Genomic DNA, 25,751 nt, shown 5'->3' with positions numbered 1-25,751 from the left:
ATGGCGCCGTTTGAAAAGTGGTTTTTATCATCATCCAAAGAAAGCCTCGAGAATTATGAAGCGATGATAGGCGGAGTGACAGAGATGATTAAACGTCACTACCATACACTAAAATCCCCTTATACTCACATAGACGTTGACGAACTATCGAACTTAGTCAATCGTTCGGTCTATTTTAGCGAACACGAACAGCCGCTAGAAGATTTGTTTGATGACGTACAAGCCGTAGTGCTGGATCATTCGCTTCATATTTCGCATCCGGGGGCAATGGCGCACTTGCATTGTCCTCCCATCATACCGGCCCTTGCTGCAGAAGTGATGATTTCTGCTTTGAATCAATCTATGGACTCGTGGGATCAAAGTCCGGCAGCTACGTATATAGAAGATCAAGTGATTGATGAGTTAACACAACAAATTGGTTATCCAAGCTCTTCTTCCGGCGTTTTTACAAGCGGAGGGACTCAGTCGAATTATATGGGACTTCTGCTTGCTCGTAATGAGTATTGTCATGCTGCATTTTCCATTGATGTTAGTGAAGAAGGTTTACCGCTTCAAGCTAAAAAACTGCGAATTTTCTGCTCCGAAAAAGCCCACTTTACGGTACAGCAATCTGCAGCTCAGCTTGGACTGGGCATGAATGCGGTGGTGAGTGTAAAGTGCAATGAAAGGCACGAGATGGATATAGAAAATTTAGAAGAAGCCATACGGGAAGTCAAAGCACAGGGAAACCTTCCTTTTGCTATTGTAGCAACGGCAGGCACGACGGATTTTGGAAGCGTAGATCCTCTTTTTGAAATAAGTGAGCTAGCTAAAAAAGAAGGACTTTGGCTTCATGCTGACGCCGCTTATGGAGGAGCGCTGCTATTTTCACATAAATATCGTGAACGCTTAAAAGCCCTTAAACGGGCAGATTCTATTACGATGGATTTTCATAAGTGGTTTTATCAGCCGGTAAGCTGCGGGGCATTTCTATTGAAGAATTCAGCTATGTTCAAACACATTCAGCTTCATGCAGATTATTTAAATCCTGAAGAAGATGAGCATGTACATTTGGTAGATCGCAGTATTCAAACGACCAAACGATTTGACGCCTTGAAGCTATGGCTGACTTTCCGTGCAGTAGGTACAAATGAGTATGGGAAAATGGTTGATCATACGATTGAAACGGCTAAGCAGACAGCTGAACATTTACGAAAGCAAAGGAATATTACGGTGTTAAATGATCCTTATATGAACGCGGTTGTATTTCGCTATATGCCAGATACTTTATATAGTGATTGTCAAAAACAGCAGCATTATGAAAATAAGTTAAATCAGCGTATTCAGCAGCATTTATATGAAAAAGGCAATTTTATCATGGCAAAAACAAAGCATAAAGAGCAAGCTTATTTAAAGCTAACGATGTTAAATCCTATGATTACAGTTGATTCTGTTGCCACTCAGTTAGAGGAAGTCGTGGCTTTAGGAAAAGAGTTGGAGAAAAAGGAGGAGCGATTACGTGAACGCTCAGTTATCGGCTAATTTTATTACGATGCAAAATATTATTAATTGCTATATTCGAGAAACAGGTAAGGGAGTATGGCAGTCCATTTCAGAAATGAAAAGCGAAGAAACGCTCGTTCTTAGGCTAGAAAAACAGCCGGTAACTCTTTACTTTCCAGTAAAGTACCGTTCAGCTACCGGACGTCACTTGTTCTTTCCGGTCTTTTATTATCGCATTCAGAAAGAGGAGCTCAAGGAGTTAGATGTCGTCACTCTTTTAGTCTTTCTTTTAAAAGAAGTAACAGATCATTTACTACAGGTAAATGAGCTAATTGTACGTGTGCTATTAAGCTACGAAAATATGAAATTGTTCATTGAAAAAAGACAGAAAGAATTAGAAACGTGCTATAAATGGGACAAAACGTTCTTAGAATCTGAGCAGTCCTTGCTTATTGGTCACCAGCTGCATCCGACACCTAAAAGCCGTCAAGGGATATTACCTGAAGAAGAAGAGGTGTTTGCTCCTGAAGTGAACGGCAAATTTCAGCTTCATTATTTTAGAGCACATAAATCGCTTGTTGCAGAACAGTCCGCCGAGAGTCAAACCGCTTCACAGCTTATTAAAGAGCAGTTGAAAAAAGATAAGAAGGTTTCTGAAGAATTCGTACAGTTGCATTGCCAAGCGGACGATTATTCACTTATACCTATGCATCCGCTGCAAGCTCGTTATCTTTTAGGAAAAGAAGAAGTGTGTGAATGGATTCAAAAAGGCCGGCTTGCTTATCTAGGGCCACACGGTCAGCCGTTTTATCCGACTTCGTCTGTTCGAACTGTATACAGTGAAGATGCAGATGTGATGTACAAATTTTCTATTCCGGTGAAGATTACGAATTCACTGAGAGTGAATAAACGCAAAGAATTAAGCAGAGGTGTAGAAGTGAGTCGTTTATTGCAAGAAGGATTGCAGGCCGAGCTTCAAGAAAATCATCCGGCTTTTCAAGTGATTGAAGATCCTGCTTACATCACGCTCGGAAAAAAGGAGCTTGGGTTTGAAGTCATGATTCGAAGCAACCCTTTTCAAGGTGAGCAAGGGAACCGTACAACACTCCTAGCAAGTTTGTGTCAAGATCATGTGTTTGGAGAAGCATCTCAAATTGAAAATATTATTAATCATATTGTTTCAAGTGAAAATAGCACGAATGAAGACATAAGCAAGCGCTGGTTTAAACGCTATTTAAATGTCTCTTTTCATCCTATGATGTGGCTTTACACTCAAAAAGGAATTGCCCTGGAAGCTCATCAGCAAAATTCCGTTATTAAACTTGATGAGAACGGATATCCATCGGTGTTTTACTACCGTGACAACCAAGGCTATTACTTTATGAAATCAAAGGAACAAGAGCTTCGCAAGCTGCTTCCTTCCTTAAACGGGGAAAGCGATACGGTATGTGATGACGCTGTAGCAGAAGAAAGATTTCGTTATTACGTATTTTTTAATCATATTTTAGGATTAGTTAATGCTTTTGGTGCAGCTGGCCTCGTTCAAGAGTCAGATCTGCTATTGATTCTGCGACAAGAAATAGAGATGTACAAAGAAAAAGATCATACGAGGCTTGTTTCATCGATGTTAGAAGAGCAAGTGCTTCCTTGCAAAGCCAATTTCTTAACGCGCGTTCATGATATGGATGAGCTGGTAGGCTCTCTTGAAACGCAGTCTGTTTATGTAAATGTTGAAAATCCTCTGTACGAATCTGCAGGTGTACGGGTATGAAATCGGGATTACAAACGCAGTATCCATTTATGATTCAGCAAAAGGAGCAGAGCATCACCTTTCGCTCTGTTTCTTTTGCAAAAGATTTCGAACGGCTGTACAAGTGGATGCATGAACCGCATGTTATTCCGTATTGGAATTTAAATATTTCAAGACAGGCGTATGAGCAGCATTTAAAAACATTTCTAGCTGATTCCCATCAAAAACTGTTAATTGGAGAAATTGACGGTGTACCTATGAGCTATTGGGAATCTTATACGGTTGACGGCGATATTATCAGTAACTATTACCCTTACGAAAAAGGAGATCAAGGGATTCATTTATTAATTGGAGAACCTGCTTTTTTAGGAAAAGGCTATATTTATCCGCTCCTTCTTGGTTTACTAAAGCACAAGTTCGAGGTAGCAGATACTGCTAAAGTAATAGCGGAACCAGATATACGAAATGAAAAGATGATTGCAGTATTTAAAAAATGCGGCTTTCAATTTATGAAAGAAGTGTCGCTGCCTGATAAAACAGGTGTACTGCTGAAATGTGAAAGAAAAGTATTTGAAAGAAGGTGGAGCGAATGGAACAACGGGACATTTTAGACGTAATTGGAGTAGGAGTTGGTCCATTTAATTTAGGATTAGCAGCTTTAATTGATAAAGCAGATTGTACATATAAATGTTTTGAACAAAAAAATGAGTTTAATTGGCATCCAGGAATGCTTTTAGAAGGGACCACTCTTCAAGTCCCGTTTATGGCAGACGTGGTCACGATGGTGGATCCGAAGAGTCCGTACACGTTCTTAAATTATTTGCATGAGCATGAGCGTTTGTATCAGTTTTATTTCTTTGAGAAGTTTCACATTCCGAGAAATGAATACAATCATTATTGCCGCTGGGTAGCAAGCCAGCTGAGCGGGCTTGAATTTAACAGCACAGTAAAAGAAGTAAAAATGCATGAAGATGCTAAACCTTACTACGAAGTAATAGTTGAAAAAGAAGGGAGGCTTCATACCTTTTACAGCTATCATCTTGTAACCGGAGTAGGTACTCAGCCCGTAGTGCCAAGAGACTTTCAATCAGTAGCCAGCGATACGTTCTATCACTCCGCTCAGTACAAAATGAATCGTGAACAAACGCTGAAGGCTAAAAGTATAACCGTAATTGGCTCTGGACAAAGCGCAGCTGAAATTGTCTGCGATTTACTTCAACAGCAGCCTGAATTTGACTATAAGCTGAATTGGTATACGCGCTCAAAAGGGTTTTATCCGATGGAGTATTCAAAGCTTGGCCTTGAACATTTTTCACCGGATTATACCCGCTATTTTTACAGATTGCCCGAAGAGAAAAAAGAGAGCGTTTTACGAAATCAAGCTCTTTTATACAAAGGAATAAGCTTTGAAACGATCGGTGATATTTATGAGTTGATTTACGAACGAACGATTGGCGGGAAAGAAGTGCCGCTAACAATGCGCGCGCTTACGGAACTTGCAGGCGTTGAAAAGACAAACGATACACATCTTCTTACTCTTCACCAATACGAGCAGGACTCGTTTGAAAAAGAAGAAAGTGAAATTGTCATTATGGCTACTGGCTATCATGCAAAAGAGCCTGCTTTTATGGAAGGTTTAAAAGAACATTTGCTGTTTGATGAAAAAGGACAGCTGAAAATTAGCGAATTCTATCAAGTTGAGATGAAGAAAAAAGGCGCTCCGCTATTTGTTCAAAACGGAGAGCTTCATACACACGGGGTTGGAGCACCAGACTTAGGTTTAGGCGCTTATCGAAATGCTGTTTTGATTAATCAAATTGCAGGTAAAAACGTGTACAAAATATATGGAAATACTGTCTTCCAAAAGTTTGGATTTTAAGAAATGATTTCTCCGCGCTTTGTTTTTATCTGTTTGTTTATGACCATGACGTCAGAGGTATTATTATCACCATTTTATCCACAGTATTTTACAAATGCTTTCCATGTAGATGGAGTCGCAATGACGTCTTTTTTTATTATTTGCTGCCGGATTGTGGTCATTGTTATGACTCCTTTATGGGGAATGCTGCTTAAAAAGTGGAAAATAAAACATATAATCGTAGCGTCACTTCTAATGACAGCCTTAATTAAAGTCATTCTGAGCGAAGTTTCTACTTTTTATGGATTTTTAGCCACTTCGTTAGTATTACTTGTGTTTCAAAGCAGTTTATATCTTTTGTACCCATATTTAGTAGGCGGCATAAAAAATGGACAGAAAAAGGCAAGTGCCGCAACAACCTATGTATTTATTGTTCATACGGCTATTATTGTCGCTAGCTTGTTTGGAAGTACGATTATTGCATGGGAAATGCCGCTTAAAGTATATCAGTACTTTGCTTTAGCTGATATGGTACTAGCCGTATGGCTCATAACAAGAAAAGCTTCATCTTTAAAAAAAGAAAAAACATCAGCATACATTCAAAGTATAAACGAGCCTATTTTTTTCTATTTGCTGGCTATTTTCTTTTTTCACCTTGGACACAATGTCATTCGCCCTTATTTTACATTGTTTACAAGTGACACATATGGCATGAGCAGTCAAGGCAGCGCTTTGTTATATGTGATGCCGAGCATTATGGCGATCATCTTAAAGCTTACGGTACCTACAAAGCTATTTAATGGCAAAGTTATACCGCTTTTTTATGGCGTAACTGGTACTAGTGCTTTACTGCTATGTTTGCAAGCATATGCCGATCATCTCAGCATGTTTATTATAAGTCGAATTTTATATGGAGCCGGGTTTTATCTCAGCATGGTTATACTTGATATCTATTTATTTCAAAAAAGCAAAGAAGGAGCTGCTTACTATTACAGCTGGCTTATTGCTGTTCAAAACATTGCCCTGCTGATTGCACCGCTTTTAGCACTAGAAATCAGCAAAGTAAATTTAGCGCTTCCTTTAGCAGCTGGTGCCGCTGCTTTGCTAGCTGCTAGCGCTGTAATGCCGCTGCGTAATAAAACGATCCCTATTCTAAGACAAGTAAAGGAGAATGAAGGATGAAAATCAAAGAAACGAATCTTTCCGTATTTAATAAGCAATCATGGGAAAAAGCAAATCGACAGCTTTTAGCTAAAATGCTGCAGGAATTTATGTATGAACATATTATTGCACCGAAGGAACTGCAAAAGCAGGGTGAGATTTCCACCTACCAGTGGGAAGACGACCGGGGCGTTACGTATACATATCAAGCGAAACAGCGATTGTTTGACAGTTTTTCTGTACTGCCAGAAAGTATTAAGCTGACATCTAAAACGTCAATCCCTACATTTTCTGAGGCATTGCAGCTGTTAATTAGCCTATCTGAAGACAAAGGAATGTCTAGCTCAACCGCAGGTCACTTAGCAAAAGAATATTTTCATACGTTAATAGCAGACGTGCATTTGCAAAATCGAAAATCAGCTGATGAATTAGCAGATATGGATTATGCGGAGCTAGAAGGTGAAATGGCGGGACATCCTTGGATTACATACAACAAAGGCCGCATCGGATTTGGCTATGATGATTATCTGCGGTTTGCACCTGAGCAAAAACAAAAAATTCAGCTTTCATGGATTGCTGTAGCGAAGCAAATTGCTTCTTTTCATTCATTAGATACCCTCGGCTTTGACGATGTTATGAAACAGGAGCTAAGCAGTGAGAGGCTAGCTGAATTTGAAAAAGAATTAACAAGCCAAGACCTTTTAGCGGCGGACTATTACTATATTCCCGTTCATGAATGGCAGTGGATGAACGTGATTGTTCCTTTATTCGCTGAATACATTGCAAATGATTTAATTGTTCCGTTAGGAGAAGGTGAAGATCAATACTTGCCTCAGCAGTCGATTCGTACATTTGTGAATACAACAAATCGAGATAAATATCATGTAAAGCTTCCTATGAGTATATTAAATACGCTTGTGTACAGAGGTCTTCCAAGTGAGCGGACGGTAATTGCTCCTCAAGTAACTCAGCACATAAAAGGCATACGAGATCGCGATGCGTTTTTAAAAGATACGTGCAAAGTAGGACTTTTAGGTGAAGTGGCTACGTTAAACGTAACTCAGCCGACGTTTGCTTCTATTAAAGACGCGCCTTATCAGTATTTAGAAATGCTGGGAGTCGTTTGGCGTGAAAGCATCTATCAAGAGTTAGAAGAAGGAGAGCATGCGATTACGCTAGCTGCGCTTTTACATGTTGACAGTAAAGGGAAAGCTTTAGTTTCGTCGTATATAGAAAAGTCGGGCTTAACTCCTGCCGGGTGGATCGATGCGTTAACCAGCGCTGTGTTGCCCCCGCTTCTTCATTACTTGTACCAATACGGTACTGTATTTTCCCCGCACGGTCAAAATACGGTATTGGTGCTTAAACATAACAAGCCCGTTCGAATTATTATGAAAGATTTTGTAGATGACGTGAATATTAGCGATCAGCCGTTTGAAGAACTGCAGCAGCTATCTTTTGAATTGAAAGAAGTGCTGCGCAGCGAAGAGCCGGAAGGACTGACGCAGTTTATTTTAACAGGGTTATTTGTTTGTCACTTCCGCTATTTAGCAACTATTTTAGAAGAGCATGAAGGCGTAGAAGAAGCGGACTTTTGGAAAAGTGTACGAGCAGAAATTTTACATTATCAAGCATCATTTCCACATTTAAAAAAACGATTTGAACTATTTAATTTATTACGTCCAACCATTACGAAATTAACGTTAAATCGAAATCGAATGTTTGATTACGGATACGAAGATGACGGAGATCGTCCTCACGCAAGCGAATATGGCAAGGTACAAAATGCTCTGCATGAAGTGAGTGAAAAAGCTGTGCAATAATAAGGAAAAGTCGCTGGTGTTGTGCTGGCGGCTTTTTTATGGTTAATTCAAAAGCAGGAAGCGAAGGGGATGAGCTGCAGCACTTTAGGAAACACTCATTTTATGTATGTGTAGAATGTAAAGGTGAGTAAATGAACGATTTGATGTAGTAGATGTTAGAACAACAAATACACAAGCCGATGCAAACGTTTCGGCTTTCTTTTGTCAAAGCACTATTTCAATGTCGCATCGCTACAAGGATAATGGTACAATTGTCTGTATATTTAAAAAAAGAGAGGGAATTACATGAAATCGCATATTCAAAAACATTTAACTTCATATAAAGAGAAATATAAAAATCGAGGTCGGCTGCTAATTAGCTGTCCGGACAAACCGGGTATTGTAGCCGCTGTGTCTACGTTTTTACATGAGCACGGTGCAAATATTGTAGAATCAAGTCAACATTCAACGAACCATGAAGGGGGTATGTTTTTTATCCGTTTCGAATTTGAATGTGAGGATTTATTAGCTAAAGGAACAAAACTAGAAGAAAGCTTCAAAAAAATTGCCGATACATTTTCAATGAACTGGCAGTTTACATATGCTCATAATTTGAAAAAAACAGCTATTTTTGTGTCAAAAGAGCCTCATTGTCTACTAGAACTGCTGTGGGCATGGGAAAGCGGAGATTTGATGACAGACATCGCTGTCGTTGTGAGCAATCACGAAGATGCGCGCGAAGTGGTTGAATCATTCGGTATACCGTTTAAACATATACCGGCGACAAAAGACATTCGCCAAGAAGCAGAAGCCAAACAGCTGCAGGTATTAAAAGATTATAATATTGACGTGATTATTTTGGCGCGTTATATGCAAATTTTAACGCCAACTTTTGTGGCGGAAAATCCGTATCGTATCATTAATATTCACCATTCATTCTTACCGGCATTCATTGGAGCACGTCCATATGAACGCGCATATCAACGAGGTGTAAAATTAATTGGTGCTACGTCTCACTATGTAACGGACGACTTGGATGAAGGTCCAATTATTGAACAAGATATTGAACGCGTGAACCACCGTGATGATGCGGATGACTTAAAGAAAAAAGGCCGCTTAATTGAACGTACGGTGCTCGCACGTGCTGTGAAATGGCATTTAGAAGACCGCATTTTAGTGCATGAAAACCGCACAATTGTATTTAATTAACAAAGACTAAGCTATTAAAAAGTAGTTTAGCCGAAGGAAGATCCGAACGATGAATCGAGATTCTTGAGAGAGAATGAAATTCGTTCGGATTTTTTTATGGTCATGGTAAACGTAGATTTCATCTGTTTAGTTGCTTCTAGCGTTTGATTGGAGGGACTCCTGCGAGAAAAGCGGAACAGATGAGAGACCCCCCAAGTGCCCCCAAGTGTAAGCGAAGAGGAGGCTCATCGGCCGCCAGCCTTGCACGGAGATCAACCGCGGTGTCATAAGCGATTCATACGCGATTATTTAATTGATTTTGTTAGGTCTCATTCTCGTTTTTTCCGGGGAAATCGCGTATCTAAATGATAAAAAACTTTTCTGCATGAGCTGAGATTTAGTTGTTTACTTAGCTCGTGAACACTTATACAATAGAAAAGGACTTTTTAATAAAGGAAGTGTCGGAAGTGAAACAATATCTTGAACTTTGCGAGCATGTGTTAGCAAATGGAACAAAAAAAGAAGATCGGACAGGAACAGGTACAATTAGCACATTTGGCTATCAAATGCGTTTTAATTTACAAGAAGGTTTCCCGGTATTAACGACAAAAAAACTTCATTTGAAATCAATTATTCATGAACTGCTTTGGTTTTTACAAGGAGATACAAACGTTAAGTATTTACAGGATAACGGCGTGCGCATTTGGAATGAATGGGCGGATGAAAACGGGGAACTTGGCCCTGTGTATGGTCATCAGTGGCGTTCATGGCCAACTCCGGACGGAGAAAAAATTGATCAAATTACAAATGTTATCAATCAGATTAAAAACAACCCTGATTCTCGCCGCTTAATGGTAAGCGCCTGGAATGTGTCTGATGTAGACAATATGGCTTTACCGCCGTGTCACTGCTTATTTCAGTTTTACGTAGCGGACGGCAAATTGTCTTGTCAATTGTATCAGCGCTCAGCTGATATTTTCCTAGGCGTACCGTTTAATATTGCTTCATATGCGCTGCTTACAATGATGGTGGCACAAGTGTGTGATTTAGAGCCAGGTGATTTTGTTCATACGTTTGGCGATGCGCATATTTACAGCAATCACATTGAACAAGTAAACCTGCAGTTAACGCGTGAGCCTCATGCTTTGCCAAAAATGAAAATCAATCCAGACGTAAAGTCAATTTTTGACTTTAAATTTGAAGACTTTGAGTTAGTAGACTATAATGCGCATCCTCACATCAAAGGAGCTGTGAGCGTATGATTTCCCTCATTGTCGCAATGGATCAAAACAGGCTGATCGGTAAAGAAAATGATTTGCCATGGCGTCTTCCGGAAGATTTAAAGTATTTCAAGCGCATCACAACGAGTCATACGATTGTAATGGGAAGAAAAACATTTGAATCAATTGGACGCCCGCTTCCTAATCGCGAAAATGTGGTTCTTACGCGTCAAAAAGATTATCAACAAGAAGGAACAACCGTTATTCATTCAGTTGAGGAACTAGAAGCATTAGATGCTGAAAAAGAAGACGAGCTCTTCGTGATTGGCGGAGCTACTCTGTATGAGCAAACATTAGACGTTGCAAACCGACTTTATATTACGCATATTGAAGAATCCTTTGAAGGAGATACACATTTTCCTGCGATTGATTTAAGCGAATGGAAAGTTATTTCGAAGCAGCAAGGAATTAAAGATGAAAAAAATCCCTACACGTATTATTTTACCGTATACGAGCGAAGCTGATCTCTTTTGTTTGTAAAAAACGCGAGTCTGGTACAAAAGTATGTTAGTTGAAGAAAAATCCGAACGTTGAATCGTTCGGATCTTTTCATTATGAGGGTGAAGGTAGATTTTATGTATGCAGGTGCTCTTAGCAGGTGACTGGAGGCTCACGGGCCGCCCGCGGGAAGCGAAGTCTCGTATGGAAATCAACTGCGGTGTAACAAGCGCCCCCTACTAGCTAGCTCTTATATGCCATTTATTCGCCTTTAGGTTGATTTCGTTATGTTTCAATCTCTTTTTATATTGATTTTAATTGCTTCATCATTTCGTGAAAAGCCGTTGGGCTCACAAACTGTTCAGGTCTCCAGTTAGCTTCAATCCATTCAATCAGTTCGCTTGGTGTATTAAAAACTTCTCCGCTCGTATCTGCTTTGCGAAGCATGTATCTACCGTTTTCTTCATCTGCAACTATTTCGCACGGAACGGCACTTTCATGACTTTGAAGAGAAAACTCCATTTATTCCACAACCTTTCTTAATTTATACCTGTTATCGCCGCAGCTGCATGTAGAAAGTATGGGCAATTTTGCAAGTCTATTTAGCGTTTGCCAAACATATGTAAAGTATGTGGACAGTAAAATAGTTGGAAAAGTTTTTTTAGTTATTATTAATAAAAAATAATGATTTTTCTAAATTTTTTGTGATATAATGTACAAATTAATAATGGTAGAAGAGGAAGGAAGTTGGTTATGAAACAACAAGTAGATAATCGAACAAAACACGTACATTTAGAGGACATCATGATTGCAAATCAATTGATTAAAGATGTTGTTGTGCATACACCACTACAGCGTAATGACGTTTTGTCTGAACGATATGAATGTAATATCTATTTAAAACGTGAGGATTTACAGGTGGTGCGCTCATTTAAAATTCGCGGTGCCTACAATCGAATCAAAAAGTTATCCCCAGAAGAATTAGAAAATGGAATTGCCTGTGCAAGTGCAGGAAACCACGCACAAGGTGTAGCATATGCGTGCCGTCATTTAAATATCGATGGTAAAATCTTCATGCCGAGCACAACACCGCGCCAAAAAATTAATCAAGTGAAATTTTTAGGCAAAGATAACGTAAAGGTCGTACTAATCGGAGATACGTTTGATGATTCTTATGAACAAGCTATTGCATGCAGTGAAGAGGAACATCGAACATTTATTCACCCATTTAATGATGTAGACGTTATTGCAGGGCAGGGTACAGTAGCCGTTGAAATGTTCAATGACTGTGAAGATGAAATTGACTACGTATTTGCGGGTATCGGCGGGGGCGGATTAATTTCCGGTGTCGGCACATACGTAAAAAGCATCTCGCCTCAAACAGCTGTGATTGGGGTAGAACCAGCAGGCGCGCCTGGCATGCAGACATCTTTAGCAAATGGAAATGTAGTGACGCTACCGGCAATCGATCCATTTGTAGACGGAGCAGCTGTTAAAACAGTTGGAACGCTTCCGTATGACATCAGTAAAGAACTTGTGGACGATATTGTAGTTGTTCCTGAAGGCAAGGTTTGTACAACCATTTTATCTCTATACAATGAAAATGCGATTGTAGCAGAACCAGCAGGCGCTCTTTCGATTGCTGCTCTTGACTCATACCGTGAGCAAATTAAAGGGAAAACGGTTGTTTGCGTCATCAGCGGAGGAAACAATGACATTGGACGTATGCAAGAAATCAAAGAACGTTCGATGATTTATGAAGGATTACAGCATTATTTTATCGTTAATTTTCCTCAGCGCGCAGGAGCTCTTCGTGAATTTCTTGACGAAGTGCTTGGACCGACAGACGATATTTCGCGCTTTGAGTATACGAAAAAGAATAACAAAGACAGCGGACCAGCACTTGTAGGAATCGAGCTTAAGCATAAAGAAGATTATTATCCATTGATTAATCGTATGGATAAAAAAGGATTCCCTTATACGGAAATTAATAAAGAAAGCAACTTATTTCACTTATTTATTTAAATAGAAGGTCATTTTAAAAAGGAATGCTTCATCAACTGTCGAATAAGTTGATGAAGCATTTTTATTTTAAAAAATAGTTGTATTTTCTTTTTATTTTATCAAGACAGAAAGTGCCTCAAGCATTATAATAAAATAAACGGGTAAAAAGAGGGTTGATCGCCTTGCTATTAAAAAGCCTTGAATTTAAACATGTCAGTGGTCAAAGAGTAAAAATTACTGAAATTCCAGTTTTAGAGGAAAATAGCACGTTTCGGTTCATGTTATCTGCAAAACTTGATTTATTTATTAGACAAATCACGAACGAATCAGTGCCGAAGCAAACCTACTCGTTTCAAGAATATTTAAAACGCGTGTTGAAATGGAAAGATTACGAACAGCTCTTTAAGTCTCATGTATTAAAACATAATGCATAAACGTAAAAGTTGACTTTTCTGAATATTTCAGCAGAGTCAACTTTTTTTTGTTGATATAAAAGGTTGAACTTGCGTTTTACGAATTAGCAAAACTTGCATTCTATTATAACTATATTGTTGAAAGCGTTCATGTTATACTAGTCTGCAATGCATCTTATAGGGGTGAACACATGGCGAAAATTAAAGTGGTAACGGATTCAACAATTGATTTAACGTTGGAAGAAGCTGAAAAGTACGGTATTGAGATGATACCTTTATGTATTAACATTGATAATAAAACGTATTTAGATCGCGTGGAATTAACGCCGACAGATTTTATTGAAAAAATGAAAAATTCAAAAGAATTACCAAAAAGCTCTCAGCCAGCTATTGGTTCTTTTGTTGAAGTATATGAACGATTAGTTAGTGAAGGGTATGACGTCATTTCGATTCATATGACTGGGGGAATGAGCGGAACTGTTCGAGCAGCTGAAAGCGCGGCTCAAATGGTAGAAGGAAACATCACCGTTGTTGATTCTATGTACATTACAAAAGCTCTTTCGTTTCAAGTCTTTGAAGCGGTGAAAATGATTGAAGATGGGCATACAGTAGAAGAAATTATCACGCGCTTGGAAGAGGTGCGTCAAAATACGAATCTTTTTGTCGTAGTTGATACGCTTGAAAATTTGGTTAAAGGTGGACGTATTGGACGAGGAAAAGGATTGATCGGTTCTCTTTTAAATATTAAGCCGATTGCTTCTCTAGCTGACGGAGTATATACTCCTGTTGCTAAAGTGCGCAGCCATTCTCAAGTTGTTAAGTTTTTAACGAAACAGTTCGAAGAGCATACAGAAGGAAAAAGTATTAAAGGAGTAGGGCTTGTACATGCAGATGGATTTGGACTCGCCTCTAAATTAAAAGAATCAATTGTGAAGGCAAGGGGCTATACGCAATTTTCAATTGAAGATACGACGCCTATTATCTCGACGCATACAGGTATTGGTGCAATTGGTTTTATGTATTTTGCTGAATAAAGTGGGTTGCTTTTTGCAAGTCACTTTTTTGGCTTTCTCTTTTTTGGAAAAAGGGGAAAGAGAAGTGGACGAACGTATGATATAATAGAATCAACTTTCTACCAGCGAATGCTGTGCTGGTTACTATTCTTTTGAATCCGGAGTATACCGATGAAAAAATATATTCGAAATTTGAGTGTGTTTAACAAAACGGTTTTATTTTCTACTTTAATTGTAGTTGCCCTTGGAGTCATTTCTTTAGCTATTAGCTATCAAGTTCAAAAAAAGATGGCAAAAGAGACACTAACGCAGCACGCGTTAATTATGGCTGATTTATGGAGGGAGTCTTTATCTAAACAAGACGTAATAGCAGCAGTGGATTCAAGGAACGGGACGACTCCTGAAACAGACGAGCTAGAAAAGCAGTTTAGAAAGATTTATGAATTGCATCCGTCGTACTTGCAGGGATATATTATGACGACCGAAAGATTCAAGTCGCATGGAAATAAGATTATCGTAACAGCGAATAAGAAAATTAAGCAATCACTAGAGCCGTCCATGATTTACTATGGTGGAGAAGAATTTTACAAATCATTTAAGCAAGCAGAACAAGAAAAGAAGAATATCGTAACATCTACATACAAAGACGAATTCGGGACGTGGATAACCGTTTTATCGCCTATTACAAACAGCTCTGGAAAAGTTGTCGCTATTCTTGGTGTAGATATAGATGCAAGCGCTATCTATATCTACCAAAAACGTTTAATTGTGGCTTTGATCGTTGCGTTTACGATTTTGTTTACCTTCATTATTGTTATTCAAGACTGGGGACTAAGGCGATTAATGTCCCCCCTAGGGGAATTAATAGAAGGAATTCAAGCAGTAAGTCAAGGGAAGTTTGATGTGAAGCTGACACATGAAAATGATTCTGAGTTAGGGAATGTACACACAAGATTTAATGAAATGACCGAGCGGCTTCAGCAGCTTTTTCAACAAGTGTCAGCAACAAAAGAACAGCTGAACGTAGAAACGAATTTCAGTCATTCAAAAGATGGAATTGCTAAAGCGATTGATGAATTAGAAGTTATTATGGAAAAAACGAGGATGCAAAAGGAATTGCAGCGAGCAGAGAAAATGAATGCAATTGGTCAATTAGCTGCTTCTGTAGCGCATGAAATTCGAAATCCTATGACGGTGGTAAAAGGGTTTTTGCAGCTGTTTCAAGATAACACAAAGCTTTCAAACACTGAATTAAGTTACCTTCATCTTATGATTAACGAAATGGACAGAGCAGAAGCGATTATTCATGACTATTTATCTTTAGCCAAGCCGGATGTTCATCAGCATCGTTTTATTAACTGCTTAGAGTGTGTTACAAGCTTAGTAGACTTATTATCTTCTTATGCTTTGTTAACAAACAATATACTCATAGAATTAGACGCAAAAGAAGAGATGTATGTTCGCGGCAGCCGAAACGAATTGAATCAAGTTCTGCTTAATATTATGAAAAATGGAATTGAAGCTATGAGAGCTGGAGGAACGCTTCGAGTAGGACTTTACAAGCGACAAGGGCATGTACATATTCAAATTGAAGATACTGGTATAGGCATGACCAGTGAACAAGTGAACCGGCTGGGAACAGCGTTTTATTCTTTAAAAGAAAAAGGAACAGGGATTGGTCTAATGGTTTCTTATCAGCTGGTCGAACAAATGAATGGAAGAATTGAAGTGGAAAGCATACCAGGAAAAGGTTCAACGTTTACCTTGATTTTCCCTAGCTATGACTAAACTTTAACCGTGCAGGAGGAACATATGAAAAGCTGGTCTTATAAATTGTTTTTTTTACTGCTCATTAGTTGTATGATGTTAGCAGCCTGTGGTTCCAAAATAGAAAATCCGCTTAATTGGAAGATGAACTCTTTTTCTTATGTTAACCAAGATCAAAAGAAAGTAGGGCTAAGTCAGCTGAAAGGGAACGTTTGGATAGCTAACTTTATCTTCACAAGCTGCGAAACCGTATGTCCCCCAATGACGGCTCATATGGCTAAATTACAAAAAATGGCCAAGGATGAAGGGCTGGACGTTCGCTTTGTTTCATTTAGCGTAGACCCTGAAGTGGATACTCCACCAAAAATGAAGGACTATGCGACTAAATTTGGCGCTGATTTTTCGAATTGGGATTTCTTAACGGGGTATAAACAAGCGGAAATTGAGAAGTTTGCGCTGGACCAATTTAAAACGATTGTGAAAAAGCCGCAAGAAAATCCGCAGGTTATTCACGGTACAGATTTTTTTCTAATTGACAAAGATGGAGTCGTTCAAAAATCTTATCAGGGAGTGACTGACCCTCCTTATGAAGATATGTTAAAAGATATCAAAACCCTTCAGTAAGAGCTATAAATCCGTCAAAACTATCCGTCAAACACAGCTATCTTTATAGTGATGTGTTAGCGGATATTTTTATGAAAGAAACATGCTTATCCTTTTTTTTACATATACTATATATAAGAAACGTAGTAAAATATCAACTTGACATAGTATGATAAGATATAAAGATATAGTTATTCAGAGCGGTAAGCAGTATTGCTTGTGACAGCGAGAATACAGCATAGTTAGTAGGTGTTATGATGAGAAAATGGAAAAGTATAGTAATAAGCAGTATGAGTGCGGTGGTGTTAGCAAGCTGTTCGACGACGACTTTTTTGCCAACGGACAATAAAGAAGAAGCCGTTCAGAAAGAAGTGGATTTAACACCTAAAAAGCATATTCCGAAAGGGTTTTTTCCTGTAGATTTAGATATCGTAGCCATTGGTGACTCATTAACAGAAGGAGTAGGAGATGAGTCTAAAAAAGGCGGTTATGTACCATACTTAACTAAATACCTTTCTAAACAAAATGAAGTGCAAAATGTACGAACAGAGAATCTAGGCAAAAGAGGAAATCGGACGGATCAGCTATTAGCGAGGTTAAATCAGCCGGGAGTAGCAGCTGAAGTATCAAGAGCAGACATTGTTTTCTTGACGATTGGCGGCAATGACGTGATGAAAGTGGTAAGAGATTACTTTTACAATATCTCAATTAAGACGTTTGAATCACAGCAGTCAAAATATGAAAAACGTCTAAATGACGTGTTTTCACGTATACGTAAGCTGAACCCTAATGCTCATATTTATTTAATTGGTTTTTATAATCCATTCTTTAAATCGTTAAGTGATGTGAAAGAAATTAATGTTGTTATTAATGAATGGAATGCGGCAAGCGAGAAAATTGCTTCTCAATATGATAATGTAAGTTATGTAAAAATTGATGATATTTTTTATGATTCTGACGTAAATTTATTAGGGAAAGACGAGTTTCACCCTAATAAAAAAGGGTACAAACTAATGGCTGAACGCATTAGTAAATCAATGGAGGAAGAAGATCCTCTCGTTGGAGACCAGAAAAAGGAAACAGCAGAAGAAGTTACATCTGATGAAAAAGAGAAAAACACGAAAGAGAGTGGGAACGAGTAAGGAGATTGTTATATGAAGAAGTGGAAAACCCTATTTATCGCGTTATTAGGGATTAATGTTCTAGGGGCTATCCTTATTATTGCGTTTATTTTTCAACCGGTTGATAAGGCCAATCCAACTCCCTCTGAAAAAGTAGAAGGAGACGCAGAACTAACAATTTTGGCTAAAAAAGCGGACTTAAATGTACTGATTGATAAATATTTAAAAAAAGAATTTAAGAATCAGCCGCTTAACTACAAAATTACTCTTACGGATGTAGTAAGAGTAGACGGTACGATTCAAGTATTCGGCGATGATATTAATATTCGAATGACATTTGATCCAATCGTACAAAAAAATGGAGATATTGTGCTTGAACAGCAGTCGCTTTCTGTTGGAAAGCTGCAGCTTCCTGTCCGCACAGTGCTTCGATACGTAAATAATAACTTTGCGCTACCAGAATGGGTAACGATCGATCCAAAGAATGAATCAGTATACGTAGCGTTACAGCAGATGAAGTTAGAGAGTGATTTTGCTGTAAAAGTACAAAAATTTGATTTAAAAAATGATGATATTCGCGTACGTTTAATTTCGCGCAGTGAATAAAAAAACCTTCCAATTTGGAAGGTTTTTTTCGTTAACGATCTTGGGAAATTAGCGCTTCTAATGCAGGACGGTTCTTAGTAAATCCGACGGCATATACCGTATATGTTCGATTCGGACGAAGGTTCAGTGCCGGGATTTCGAGTACTACATTTTTGGTTCCTGCTATGCGCACACTAAGTTGAACATGCATGGGGGACAAAGGCAAATATTTTGTGACTTCTTTAAACTGCACGCCAGAAAAAATGACGTCTCCGCCTCTAGCCGCAATATCCACAGCAGGAGCATCAGGAGAAAGATGCACAAATCGAAGCTTTGTTTCTCCACTTGGCACATCCGTATTGTCATAGATAAATAATAAATCAAGCTTGTTTAGCTCATCTACCGCCGCTACCGTGTAATTTCGGTTTCTTTCAAATGTAAATGATTCCGTTAAAACAGGTCTTCCCGTTTCTCCAGCGGGATAAATAGAAATTGTATATCTTCCAGGTTCTTGTAATTCAATATAATCTGTTTCTTGTTTATAAGTTAAATTGCGAATCACTCGTTTGTTGTTAATATAAATATCTACAGATGGAGAATCTGGAGAAGCGTGAAGTATACGAATTTGCGGCGGGTTTACGCGCAGATTCGTATTTTCAGAAGAAGTTAAGATGGCCTGCTGGATATAGTACAAATGCTTTTGATAATAATGAATATGCTTAGATGGATCACTATACTTATAGTAGTTAGCTAGAAAATCGTATTTCATTGCTTTTTTAATATATTGATCAAAGGAATAATTAGCCATATGTTCAGCTCCCTTATTGTCGGAGTATAAAAATATTTCCATACGTAACCAAACATATGCTAAAACTCATAATTTATGCCGATCACTGATCACTCCCGAGACCTCCAAGAAGAAACAATGAGCCAAATGCCCTCTATGTGCATATACTGAATCAAATTATTGACTGAAGGCTTATTGTACGACCGAATTTAGTATAGGAAAAAGGAGTGAGAGCATGCGCGATTTTTATGCTCGGGTGCTACGGTTAATTATGTTAAGTTTTTTACTGCTGCTACTTTTAATTCAATTTACAGAGCGCTCTACTTCATTTAATCACATTACCCCCGTGCTAAATAAAGTAACCGAGCGAATTGAGCTGATTACCTATGATCAATAAATGTATGTTTTCCGCGTTTCGATATGTACTTGTTCTTTATGCAATTTGCTTTACATTTGTATTTGTTAGTACAGTTCCAAGCCTATTTGGTTTCACCGTGACCGTTCAAGAAACGGATTATCACCACCTGCATCGCGGAGATATAGTTGTCTTTAGAGACGAATCATCTTCTTCAAAAAATGAACTTGTACTGGCCCATAATCAAGAGCTTGATGTACTGGTTACAGCTCAAAGAGATTCTTTGCCTGCTTCTTTTAAAGTGATTGGAAGCTACGCATACCATCTCCCGTATATAGGGGTCATTATTGAGTTTATGAAAAGTTTTACTACGTTACTGGTGATGGGAAGTATTTTACTTTTGTTGTTTTCGTATACGCTGCAGCCTAAAAGGCGAATATGGCGTAAGAGAAAGTGAAAAATGGGCGAATACACATACAGGACAATCAACTAACGCATATAAAGTACAGTGTACGAAATGAAAAAAAACAAGAGGAGAGATTGCTATGTATAACTACGATTGTTACGACCCATGCCATCACGGAGGCTATCACCACTTATATGATACTTGCCATTATCCAATTGGCGGTTATCATCATTGTGGATCGGGCCAGTCATTTGCATTAATTGTTGTGCTATTTATTTTATTAATCATCATTGGCTGTACTTGTTTTTGCTGATTAGGCCTCATTTGCTCGCAGGTGCGAGCTTTTTATAACAGATGGAAAAGGACAAACTTACATATAAATTGTTTAAATAATAAAAAAATTTTGCCAAATCAACATTTACCATATTATACTATAGCTAGTAACTCAATAAGCGAAGGTGAATATATGGAAAAGGAAAAAGTATTTCAACAGCTATTTTCAATGTCATTTACACCAATGCTCGTAATGAATATGGATGGAGATATCCAAATTTTAAATGAAGCGTGCTGCCACCTTTTTAAAACGACGGAGGAACGACTTCTTTCCTGTAATGTATTTGAAGAGCCAAATCGCTTTTTTATTGAAAAGCATGAAGTGGGACCGTTAAGAAAGCAAGAGGAAGAAGTTGTTTTACTTAAGAAAAAAGTAGATCAGCAGTTTCCGATGCACATCCATATTCAGCGCACGGAAGGGGATATTCCACTCTTAGTTGTTCAGTGGAAAGAGTTTTCCTCAAGTATTGAAAAGCAAGAGGAAGTCATTCGGAAAATGAAGCAATATAAGCAGTTTGTCCAGCAAAGCCAAGATGCATTTATTGTAACAAGAGAAGGCAGAATTCAATATTTGAATCCCGCTGGTGTTAAACTTCTTGGCGGCGAGAAAAAAGAAGAGTATATCGGGCATCCTTGGCTTCATTTTATTCATCCCGAACATTTAGAAATCGTAAAAGAACGAATGGTTCAGCTAATGAACGGAATGTCAGTGAGGCCGCGTGTTGATGTGAAACTATTGACTAAAAAAGGAGTCGTCATTATTGAATCTTCGGCAACCAAAATTAAGTTTGAAGGACAGGATGCCATTCAGTATATTATTCGCGACGTAACCGATCGAAAAAAATATGATGAAATGGCAAGCAAATCTGAAAAGCTTACAATGGTGAGCAAGTTAGCGGCAGGAGTAGCACATGAAATTCGTAATCCAATGACGGCGATTAAAGGGTTTATTCAGCTGTTAAAAGCATCAAAACAGTATAATGAAGAATACAATGATATTATGCTTGAAGAATTGAATCGCGTCGAATCCATTATTCAAGAATTTTTAACGCTTGCCAAGCCTAAAATTGAAAATTCATACCACCCAAAAAGTCTCAATCAAATCATCCGTCACGTGACATTACTATTAGATACACACGCCAATTATAAAAACTGTCGTATTATTAATGAAATTAGTGATGAGATTACAATCTTTTGTGAGGAAAATGCGCTTAAACAAGTTTTTATTAATTTGATTCAAAATGCGCTTGAGTCAATGAGCAAAGGTACAGTTAAAGTCACCGCTGAGAAAAGAAATGAATACGGCGTGGTCATTATCGAGGATGAAGGCTGCGGAATTGATGAGCAATCTTTAGCGCGGCTAGGTGAACCGTTTTATTCTACGAAACAAACAGGAACGGGGCTAGGGTTAATGATTAGCTACCGGATAATCGAACAGCATCAAGGGCATATTTCATTTGCGAGCAAAGTAGGAGTAGGAACAAAAGTAGAAATTGCTCTTCCGTATATTAAAGAACCAGTGAACATTTCATAGCGCTTGCTATTCGTTCACTGGTTTTTATTTGATTGGAATAAAAACGAATATTTTTGTATTTTTTTATTTTAATGTTCGTGTATATTGTTGACTAAAGGGTTTGTTTTTGATATATTATCAAATGGCTAGAAAATAACCGAATGATAATAAAAAAGAAAATTCGGTCAATAACTTTTATCTTTTACCCAAAGAAAAAAGATGATGGGAGAATGTACAATGAACTCAAATTATGATGTTATTGTGGTAGGGGCAGGACCCGCTGGGATTTTTACTTGCTATGAGTTAACGTTAAAATTACCGGAAGCAACTATTTTATTAATCGATAAAGGACACGATATCTATCGACGTAATTGTCCGATTCTTCAGAAAAAAATTGAAAAATGTCCGCCTGCGGTTGGCAAAAAAGAGTTTGCTGGCTGTTTGCCTGCTTGTTCTATCACAAATGGTTTCGGTGGAGCCGGCGCATATTCAGACGGGAAATTTAATATCACAAGTGAATTTGGAGGCTGGATGACGGATTATCTGTCTGAATCACAGGTGGTAGATTTAATTAAATATGTGGATGAAATTAATTTAAAACACGGAGCAACCGATACGATTACGGATCCGTTAACTGATAAAGTTCGTGAAATTGAAAAACGCGGATACGCAGCAGGATTAAAGCTATTGCGTGCCCAGGTGCGTCATTTAGGAACAGAGCAAAATTTAGAAATTTTAAAAAGCATTTATGAATACTTAAAAGAAAAAATTGATATGCAGTATAAAACGGAAGTAGCCGATTTAATAACAGAAAAAGAAGATGGTCAGCATATCGTGCGCGGTATTGAATTGAAAAATGGTGAAAGAATTACGGCTGATAAAGTGGTGGTTTCACCAGGTCGAGACGGCTCGAAGTGGATGAGCGACTTACTAAAAAAACGTCGTTTGAAAATGATTAACAATCAAGTGGACATCGGCGTTCGAGTAGAAACATCCAACGTTGTTATGGAAGAAATCAACAAGCACTTGTACGAAGGGAAATTCATTTACAATACGTCCGTAGGTACAAGAGTCAGAACGTTTTGCAGCAATCCTTCAGGACATGTGGTAGTAGAGAATCATTCAGGTATTATGTTAGCAAATGGACACGCATACAAAGATCCGAAGCTTGGAAGTCAAAATACGAACTTTGCGCTGCTTGTTTCTCATAAATTTTCGGATCCATTTGATCAGCCGAACGAATATGCGCACGAAGTATCAAGATTAGCTAATATGCTGTCAAACGGGGGCTTAGTTGTTCAAAAGTATGGAGATATTTTAAAGGGCCGTCGTTCAACAGCGACTCGAATTAAAGAGGGCTTTTTAGAACCAACGTTAAAAGAAGCTGTACCGGGTGACTTAGGCTTAGTGCTTCCTTACAATACGATGAAAAGCTTAATTGAAATGACAGAAGCACTGGATCATGTAACGCCTGGGTTAGCATCTGAACATACGCTGTTTTACGGTGTGGAAGCGAAATTTTACTCAGCCCGCCCGAAGTTAAATGATAAGTTTGAAACTGAAATTTCCGGTTTATACGTGGGAGGAGACGGAGCTGGTATTACGCGAGGACTCGCGCAGGCAAGTGCGTGCGGTGTGTGGGTAGCGCGTGACATTGTTGAAAAATTAAAGAATTGCAAAGCAAGTTCTGAACCTGTTACTGTATAAGAAAAAGAGGCCGTCACGGCCTCTTTTTTTATATGTGTTAAATAACGAGAGGGAATAAGTAAAAAGTAAAGAACTTGTACCGCTCCAAATCCGATAGTTTTATATGATAATTACCCGCTCCTTTTTTAAAAGGTATTACGGGATCCATATTTCTATCGTGAGCAGAATTAAATAGAATAAGGCGAATTGACAATGTCCATTTATTTCTATCAACAAATTCAGTGAAATTTTAGAGAATTTATATCAAGCAATACAAGAATAAAATCAACAGTTGGAAAGAGTTATTTTTTGATGAGTAAAATATTTATGAAAGCAGTAAAGTACGTGGATGTTAGAATAATTATGCAAGTTTATGAATATAATTTAATGAGAAGAAAGTTCACTTTACAAACTATTTTTTGAATTAATTTTTTATCCATTAGATTTTAAGTCTTGTTAAATAACTATTTGTGGTTTATTAAAATATGATGTAAATATTTTAAAATATAACAATTCTCAACTTTTTATGATAAAATCATGCATTATTTTTGAATAAAAACTTGACAGAAACATATAAAATGAATTTTAATTAAAGTAAGAATTATTATCATGCAAAAATATTAAAGAAAATTATTTGCTTAATCTCTTTTGTTTTATAAGAGAACGGGGGACCCATATTTGTGCGTAGTGTACTTGGGGTGAATCTTGAATGAATCAAGTAGGGTAACTCACGTACCCGAATCCGACAGCTAACTCCGTCAGCATTCAGTGAGGGAATAACAGGTCTATGAAACCATGATATTCTCATGGTTTTTTGTATAGATAAAAATATTCCTAAACTATTAATCTGAAAATTTTTAATATATTGTATATTTTGAGTGTTATCGTTCTCAATGCATGGTAAAATAAGTATGGTAGTTAGAATCATTCTAATATAATTTATTTACGGGAGGTAAATCTATGAAGCTATCGACAAAGATTATTATCGCGCTAATTGCTGGTGCTGTTGTAGGAGTGTTGATCAATGCTTTTGCTCCAAGTGCTTTTGCTCCGCTGGACAAGTACTTGTTTACACCGCTTGGCCAAATTTTCTTAAGCTTAATTAAAATGCTTGTTGTACCAATTGTGTTTTTCTCTATCACGTTAGGTGTAGCAGGTTTAGGAGATCCTAAAAAACTAGGAAGAATCGGGGCTAAAACAGTTTCCTACTTCCTAGTTACAACAACCGTTGCTATTATTATTGGTTTAATTTTAGCGTATGCAATTAAACCGGGTACGTTTGGATCTTTTGATACAAAAAACGCTTCTTTTGAAGCCGAAAAAGCACCGCCTGTTGGAGAGACATTCTTAAATATGATTCCAGTCAACCCAATTCAAGCGATGGCTGAAGGGAATATGCTTCAACTTATCGTTTTCTCTATCTTTATCGGTTTTGGTATTACGATGCTTGGAAGTAAAACAAAAGGGCTTTACAATTTACTCGAGCAAGGCAATGAATTGATGATGTATCTTGTAAATCTAGTGATGAAGTTTGCTCCTTACGGAACGTTTGGGCTTCTTGCAACCGCGGTTGGAAGTCAAGGCTGGGAGGCAATTAAAGCGATGGGGCTGTACATGATTGTAGTCGTGCTCGCACTGTTTATCCATTCGATCGTAACATATGGGGGATCAGTCGCTCTTATGGCCAGACGTAACCCTATTGAATTTTTTAAAGGTTTTGCTCCTGCGATGACAGTTGGATTCAGTACATCAAGCAGTAATGCAACGCTTCCGATTTCAATGAATGTGGCTCAAAAAAACCTTCGTGTCCCAGAGTCCATCAGCAGTTTTGTTCAGCCGTTAGGTGCTACCATTAACATGGATGGGACGGCAATTATGCAAGGTGTAGCGACTATTTTTATTGCACAAGTATACGGCGTTGACCTGTCGCTGGGTGCTCTTGTGACGGTTGTATTGACAGCGGTGCTTGCTAGTATTGGTACAGCAGGTGTGCCGGGAGTTGGTCTCATTATGCTAGCAATGGTATTGAGTTCGGTTGGCTTGCCTGTAGCAGGTATCGGATTGATTATTGGAATTGATCGCTTGCTTGACATGCTTCGTACATCTGTAAATATTACGGGAGACGCTGCGTGTGCCGTTATTGTGGCTGAGTCAGAAGCAAAGCGTATCGATAAATCTGTAACGCAATCAGCTTAATAAGCGTAAA

The 25,751-nt window shown here is 38.2% G+C and carries 24 protein-coding genes and 1 riboswitch; of the genes, 22 read left to right on the top strand and 2 right to left on the bottom strand.

Annotated features, from left to right (window positions below):
- The 9 genes from LJC66_RS20645 to LJC66_RS20605 all read left to right on the top strand — a co-directional run bounded on the left by LJC66_RS20645 (window position 1) and on the right by LJC66_RS20605 (window position 10,985).
- Complete coding sequence (locus LJC66_RS20645; protein ID WP_230933466.1) at window positions 1-1,521, top strand: pyridoxal phosphate-dependent decarboxylase family protein; 1,521 nt, start codon at window positions 1-3, stop codon at window positions 1,519-1,521.
- Window positions 1,499-3,253 carry an IucA/IucC family protein gene (locus LJC66_RS20640; protein ID WP_195696030.1) on the top strand — a complete coding sequence of 585 codons (1,755 nt, stop codon included), beginning with the start codon at window positions 1,499-1,501 and terminating at the stop codon, window positions 3,251-3,253. Before LJC66_RS20645 ends, LJC66_RS20640 begins: the two co-directional genes overlap by 23 nt.
- The gene (locus LJC66_RS20635; RefSeq protein WP_195696031.1) at window positions 3,250-3,843 is read left to right on the top strand and encodes a GNAT family N-acetyltransferase; all 594 of its coding nucleotides are present in this window, start codon (window positions 3,250-3,252) and stop codon (window positions 3,841-3,843) included. Before LJC66_RS20640 ends, LJC66_RS20635 begins: the two co-directional genes overlap by 4 nt.
- Window positions 3,822-5,111, top strand: coding sequence for a lysine N(6)-hydroxylase/L-ornithine N(5)-oxygenase family protein (locus LJC66_RS20630; RefSeq protein ID WP_230933465.1), 1,290 nt, complete (start codon window positions 3,822-3,824; stop codon window positions 5,109-5,111). Before LJC66_RS20635 ends, LJC66_RS20630 begins: the two co-directional genes overlap by 22 nt.
- A 3-nt stretch (window positions 5,112-5,114) precedes the next feature.
- Window positions 5,115-6,272, top strand: coding sequence for an MFS transporter (locus LJC66_RS20625; RefSeq protein WP_195696033.1), 1,158 nt, complete (start codon window positions 5,115-5,117; stop codon window positions 6,270-6,272).
- A complete protein-coding gene (locus LJC66_RS20620; RefSeq protein ID WP_230933464.1) occupies window positions 6,269-8,074 on the top strand; it encodes an IucA/IucC family protein in 1,806 nt (601 codons plus the stop codon). Before LJC66_RS20625 ends, LJC66_RS20620 begins: the two co-directional genes overlap by 4 nt.
- 285 nt (window positions 8,075-8,359) lie before the next feature.
- A complete protein-coding gene (purU, locus tag LJC66_RS20615; RefSeq protein ID WP_230933463.1) occupies window positions 8,360-9,262 on the top strand; it encodes a formyltetrahydrofolate deformylase in 903 nt (300 codons plus the stop codon).
- A 446-nt stretch (window positions 9,263-9,708) separates the two neighbouring features.
- The gene (locus LJC66_RS20610; protein WP_013058746.1) at window positions 9,709-10,503 is read left to right on the top strand and encodes a thymidylate synthase; all 795 of its coding nucleotides are present in this window, start codon (window positions 9,709-9,711) and stop codon (window positions 10,501-10,503) included.
- Window positions 10,500-10,985, top strand: a complete 486-nt coding sequence (locus LJC66_RS20605; protein WP_050691566.1) for a dihydrofolate reductase — start codon at window positions 10,500-10,502, stop codon at window positions 10,983-10,985. The genes LJC66_RS20610 and LJC66_RS20605 overlap by 4 nt, the downstream gene beginning before the upstream one ends.
- Before the next feature lie 277 nt (window positions 10,986-11,262).
- Here LJC66_RS20605 and LJC66_RS20600 read toward each other — a convergent pair whose 3' ends face one another.
- Entirely contained in the window at window positions 11,263-11,481 is a 219-nt protein-coding gene (locus LJC66_RS20600) for a hypothetical protein (RefSeq protein ID WP_195696036.1), read from the bottom strand.
- A 231-nt stretch (window positions 11,482-11,712) separates the two neighbouring features.
- On the opposite strand from LJC66_RS20600, the gene ilvA reads away from it, so the two are divergent.
- The 7 genes from ilvA to LJC66_RS20565 all read left to right on the top strand — a co-directional run bounded on the left by ilvA (window position 11,713) and on the right by LJC66_RS20565 (window position 18,486).
- Entirely contained in the window at window positions 11,713-12,984 is a 1,272-nt protein-coding gene (gene ilvA, locus LJC66_RS20595) for a threonine ammonia-lyase IlvA (protein WP_013084697.1), read from the top strand.
- A gap of 161 nt (window positions 12,985-13,145) precedes the next feature.
- Complete coding sequence (locus tag LJC66_RS20590; protein ID WP_195696037.1) at window positions 13,146-13,397, top strand: DUF2535 family protein; 252 nt, start codon at window positions 13,146-13,148, stop codon at window positions 13,395-13,397.
- Between the two features lie 170 nt (window positions 13,398-13,567).
- Complete coding sequence (locus LJC66_RS20585; protein ID WP_195696038.1) at window positions 13,568-14,410, top strand: DegV family protein; 843 nt, start codon at window positions 13,568-13,570, stop codon at window positions 14,408-14,410.
- Window positions 14,411-14,560: 150 nt separating this feature from the next.
- Window positions 14,561-16,177, top strand: a complete 1,617-nt coding sequence (locus tag LJC66_RS20580) for an ATP-binding protein (protein WP_230933462.1) — start codon at window positions 14,561-14,563, stop codon at window positions 16,175-16,177.
- 24 nt (window positions 16,178-16,201) lie between these two features.
- Window positions 16,202-16,780 (top strand): SCO family protein, encoded by a 579-nt coding sequence (locus LJC66_RS20575; protein ID WP_276510996.1) that lies wholly within the window; start codon window positions 16,202-16,204, stop codon window positions 16,778-16,780.
- Between the two features lie 233 nt (window positions 16,781-17,013).
- Window positions 17,014-17,901: an SGNH/GDSL hydrolase family protein gene (locus tag LJC66_RS20570; protein ID WP_230933461.1), complete on the top strand. Its 888-nt coding sequence runs from the start codon at window positions 17,014-17,016 to the stop codon at window positions 17,899-17,901.
- 12 nt (window positions 17,902-17,913) lie between these two features.
- A complete protein-coding gene (locus LJC66_RS20565) occupies window positions 17,914-18,486 on the top strand; it encodes a YpmS family protein (protein WP_013058738.1) in 573 nt (190 codons plus the stop codon).
- Window positions 18,487-18,517: 31 nt separating this feature from the next.
- Here LJC66_RS20565 and LJC66_RS20560 read toward each other — a convergent pair whose 3' ends face one another.
- A complete protein-coding gene (locus LJC66_RS20560) occupies window positions 18,518-19,273 on the bottom strand; it encodes a DUF4397 domain-containing protein (RefSeq protein WP_230933460.1) in 756 nt (251 codons plus the stop codon).
- 214 nt (window positions 19,274-19,487) lie between these two features.
- Between LJC66_RS20560 and LJC66_RS20555 the strand changes: the two genes are divergently transcribed.
- The 6 genes from LJC66_RS20555 to LJC66_RS20530 all read left to right on the top strand — a co-directional run bounded on the left by LJC66_RS20555 (window position 19,488) and on the right by LJC66_RS20530 (window position 25,741).
- Window positions 19,488-19,649: a hypothetical protein gene (locus tag LJC66_RS20555; protein WP_230933459.1), complete on the top strand. Its 162-nt coding sequence runs from the start codon at window positions 19,488-19,490 to the stop codon at window positions 19,647-19,649.
- Window positions 19,639-20,064, top strand: a complete 426-nt coding sequence (locus LJC66_RS20550; RefSeq protein ID WP_230933458.1) for a hypothetical protein — start codon at window positions 19,639-19,641, stop codon at window positions 20,062-20,064. The genes LJC66_RS20555 and LJC66_RS20550 overlap by 11 nt, the downstream gene beginning before the upstream one ends.
- Window positions 20,065-20,152: 88 nt before the next feature.
- Entirely contained in the window at window positions 20,153-20,326 is a 174-nt protein-coding gene (locus tag LJC66_RS20545) for a YjcZ family sporulation protein (RefSeq protein WP_195696041.1), read from the top strand.
- Window positions 20,327-20,479: 153 nt separating this feature from the next.
- Entirely contained in the window at window positions 20,480-21,880 is a 1,401-nt protein-coding gene (locus tag LJC66_RS20540; RefSeq protein ID WP_230933457.1) for an ATP-binding protein, read from the top strand.
- Between the two features lie 216 nt (window positions 21,881-22,096).
- Entirely contained in the window at window positions 22,097-23,566 is a 1,470-nt protein-coding gene (locus LJC66_RS20535; protein ID WP_230933456.1) for an NAD(P)/FAD-dependent oxidoreductase, read from the top strand.
- A 604-nt stretch (window positions 23,567-24,170) separates the two neighbouring features.
- Window positions 24,171-24,325: riboswitch (cyclic di-AMP (ydaO/yuaA leader) on the top strand.
- 180 nt (window positions 24,326-24,505) lie between these two features.
- Window positions 24,506-25,741 (top strand): dicarboxylate/amino acid:cation symporter, encoded by a 1,236-nt coding sequence (locus LJC66_RS20530; RefSeq protein ID WP_014458546.1) that lies wholly within the window; start codon window positions 24,506-24,508, stop codon window positions 25,739-25,741.
- Window positions 25,742-25,751 lie beyond the last annotated feature (10 nt).

The organism is Priestia sp. TSO9 (assembly GCF_021029645.1).
GTDB lineage: Bacteria > Bacillota > Bacilli > Bacillales > Bacillaceae_H > Priestia > Priestia megaterium_E.
Note: the sequence above shows the minus strand (reverse complement) of the source record. Positions and strands in the feature narration are given on the sequence as shown.

Coding starts and splice junctions, on each gene's coding strand:
- LJC66_RS20560 (WP_230933460.1), bottom strand. CDS start 19,273: ATGGCTAATTATTCCTTTGATCAATATATTAAAAAAGCAATGAAATAC.
- LJC66_RS20625 (WP_195696033.1), top strand. CDS start 5,115: ATGATTTCTCCGCGCTTTGTTTTTATCTGTTTGTTTATGACCATGACG.
- LJC66_RS20530 (WP_014458546.1), top strand. CDS start 24,506: ATGAAGCTATCGACAAAGATTATTATCGCGCTAATTGCTGGTGCTGTT.
- LJC66_RS20605 (WP_050691566.1), top strand. CDS start 10,500: ATGATTTCCCTCATTGTCGCAATGGATCAAAACAGGCTGATCGGTAAA.
- LJC66_RS20600 (WP_195696036.1), bottom strand. CDS start 11,481: ATGGAGTTTTCTCTTCAAAGTCATGAAAGTGCCGTTCCGTGCGAAATA.
- LJC66_RS20545 (WP_195696041.1), top strand. CDS start 20,153: ATGTATAACTACGATTGTTACGACCCATGCCATCACGGAGGCTATCAC.
- ilvA (WP_013084697.1), top strand. CDS start 11,713: ATGAAACAACAAGTAGATAATCGAACAAAACACGTACATTTAGAGGAC.
- LJC66_RS20630 (WP_230933465.1), top strand. CDS start 3,822: ATGGAACAACGGGACATTTTAGACGTAATTGGAGTAGGAGTTGGTCCA.
- LJC66_RS20580 (WP_230933462.1), top strand. CDS start 14,561: ATGAAAAAATATATTCGAAATTTGAGTGTGTTTAACAAAACGGTTTTA.
- purU (WP_230933463.1), top strand. CDS start 8,360: ATGAAATCGCATATTCAAAAACATTTAACTTCATATAAAGAGAAATAT.
- LJC66_RS20540 (WP_230933457.1), top strand. CDS start 20,480: ATGGAAAAGGAAAAAGTATTTCAACAGCTATTTTCAATGTCATTTACA.
- LJC66_RS20575 (WP_276510996.1), top strand. CDS start 16,202: ATGAAAAGCTGGTCTTATAAATTGTTTTTTTTACTGCTCATTAGTTGT.
- LJC66_RS20555 (WP_230933459.1), top strand. CDS start 19,488: ATGCGCGATTTTTATGCTCGGGTGCTACGGTTAATTATGTTAAGTTTT.
- LJC66_RS20620 (WP_230933464.1), top strand. CDS start 6,269: ATGAAAATCAAAGAAACGAATCTTTCCGTATTTAATAAGCAATCATGG.
- LJC66_RS20570 (WP_230933461.1), top strand. CDS start 17,014: ATGATGAGAAAATGGAAAAGTATAGTAATAAGCAGTATGAGTGCGGTG.
- LJC66_RS20550 (WP_230933458.1), top strand. CDS start 19,639: ATGATCAATAAATGTATGTTTTCCGCGTTTCGATATGTACTTGTTCTT.
- LJC66_RS20535 (WP_230933456.1), top strand. CDS start 22,097: ATGAACTCAAATTATGATGTTATTGTGGTAGGGGCAGGACCCGCTGGG.
- LJC66_RS20565 (WP_013058738.1), top strand. CDS start 17,914: ATGAAGAAGTGGAAAACCCTATTTATCGCGTTATTAGGGATTAATGTT.
- LJC66_RS20645 (WP_230933466.1), top strand. CDS start 1: ATGGCGCCGTTTGAAAAGTGGTTTTTATCATCATCCAAAGAAAGCCTC.
- LJC66_RS20635 (WP_195696031.1), top strand. CDS start 3,250: ATGAAATCGGGATTACAAACGCAGTATCCATTTATGATTCAGCAAAAG.
- LJC66_RS20585 (WP_195696038.1), top strand. CDS start 13,568: ATGGCGAAAATTAAAGTGGTAACGGATTCAACAATTGATTTAACGTTG.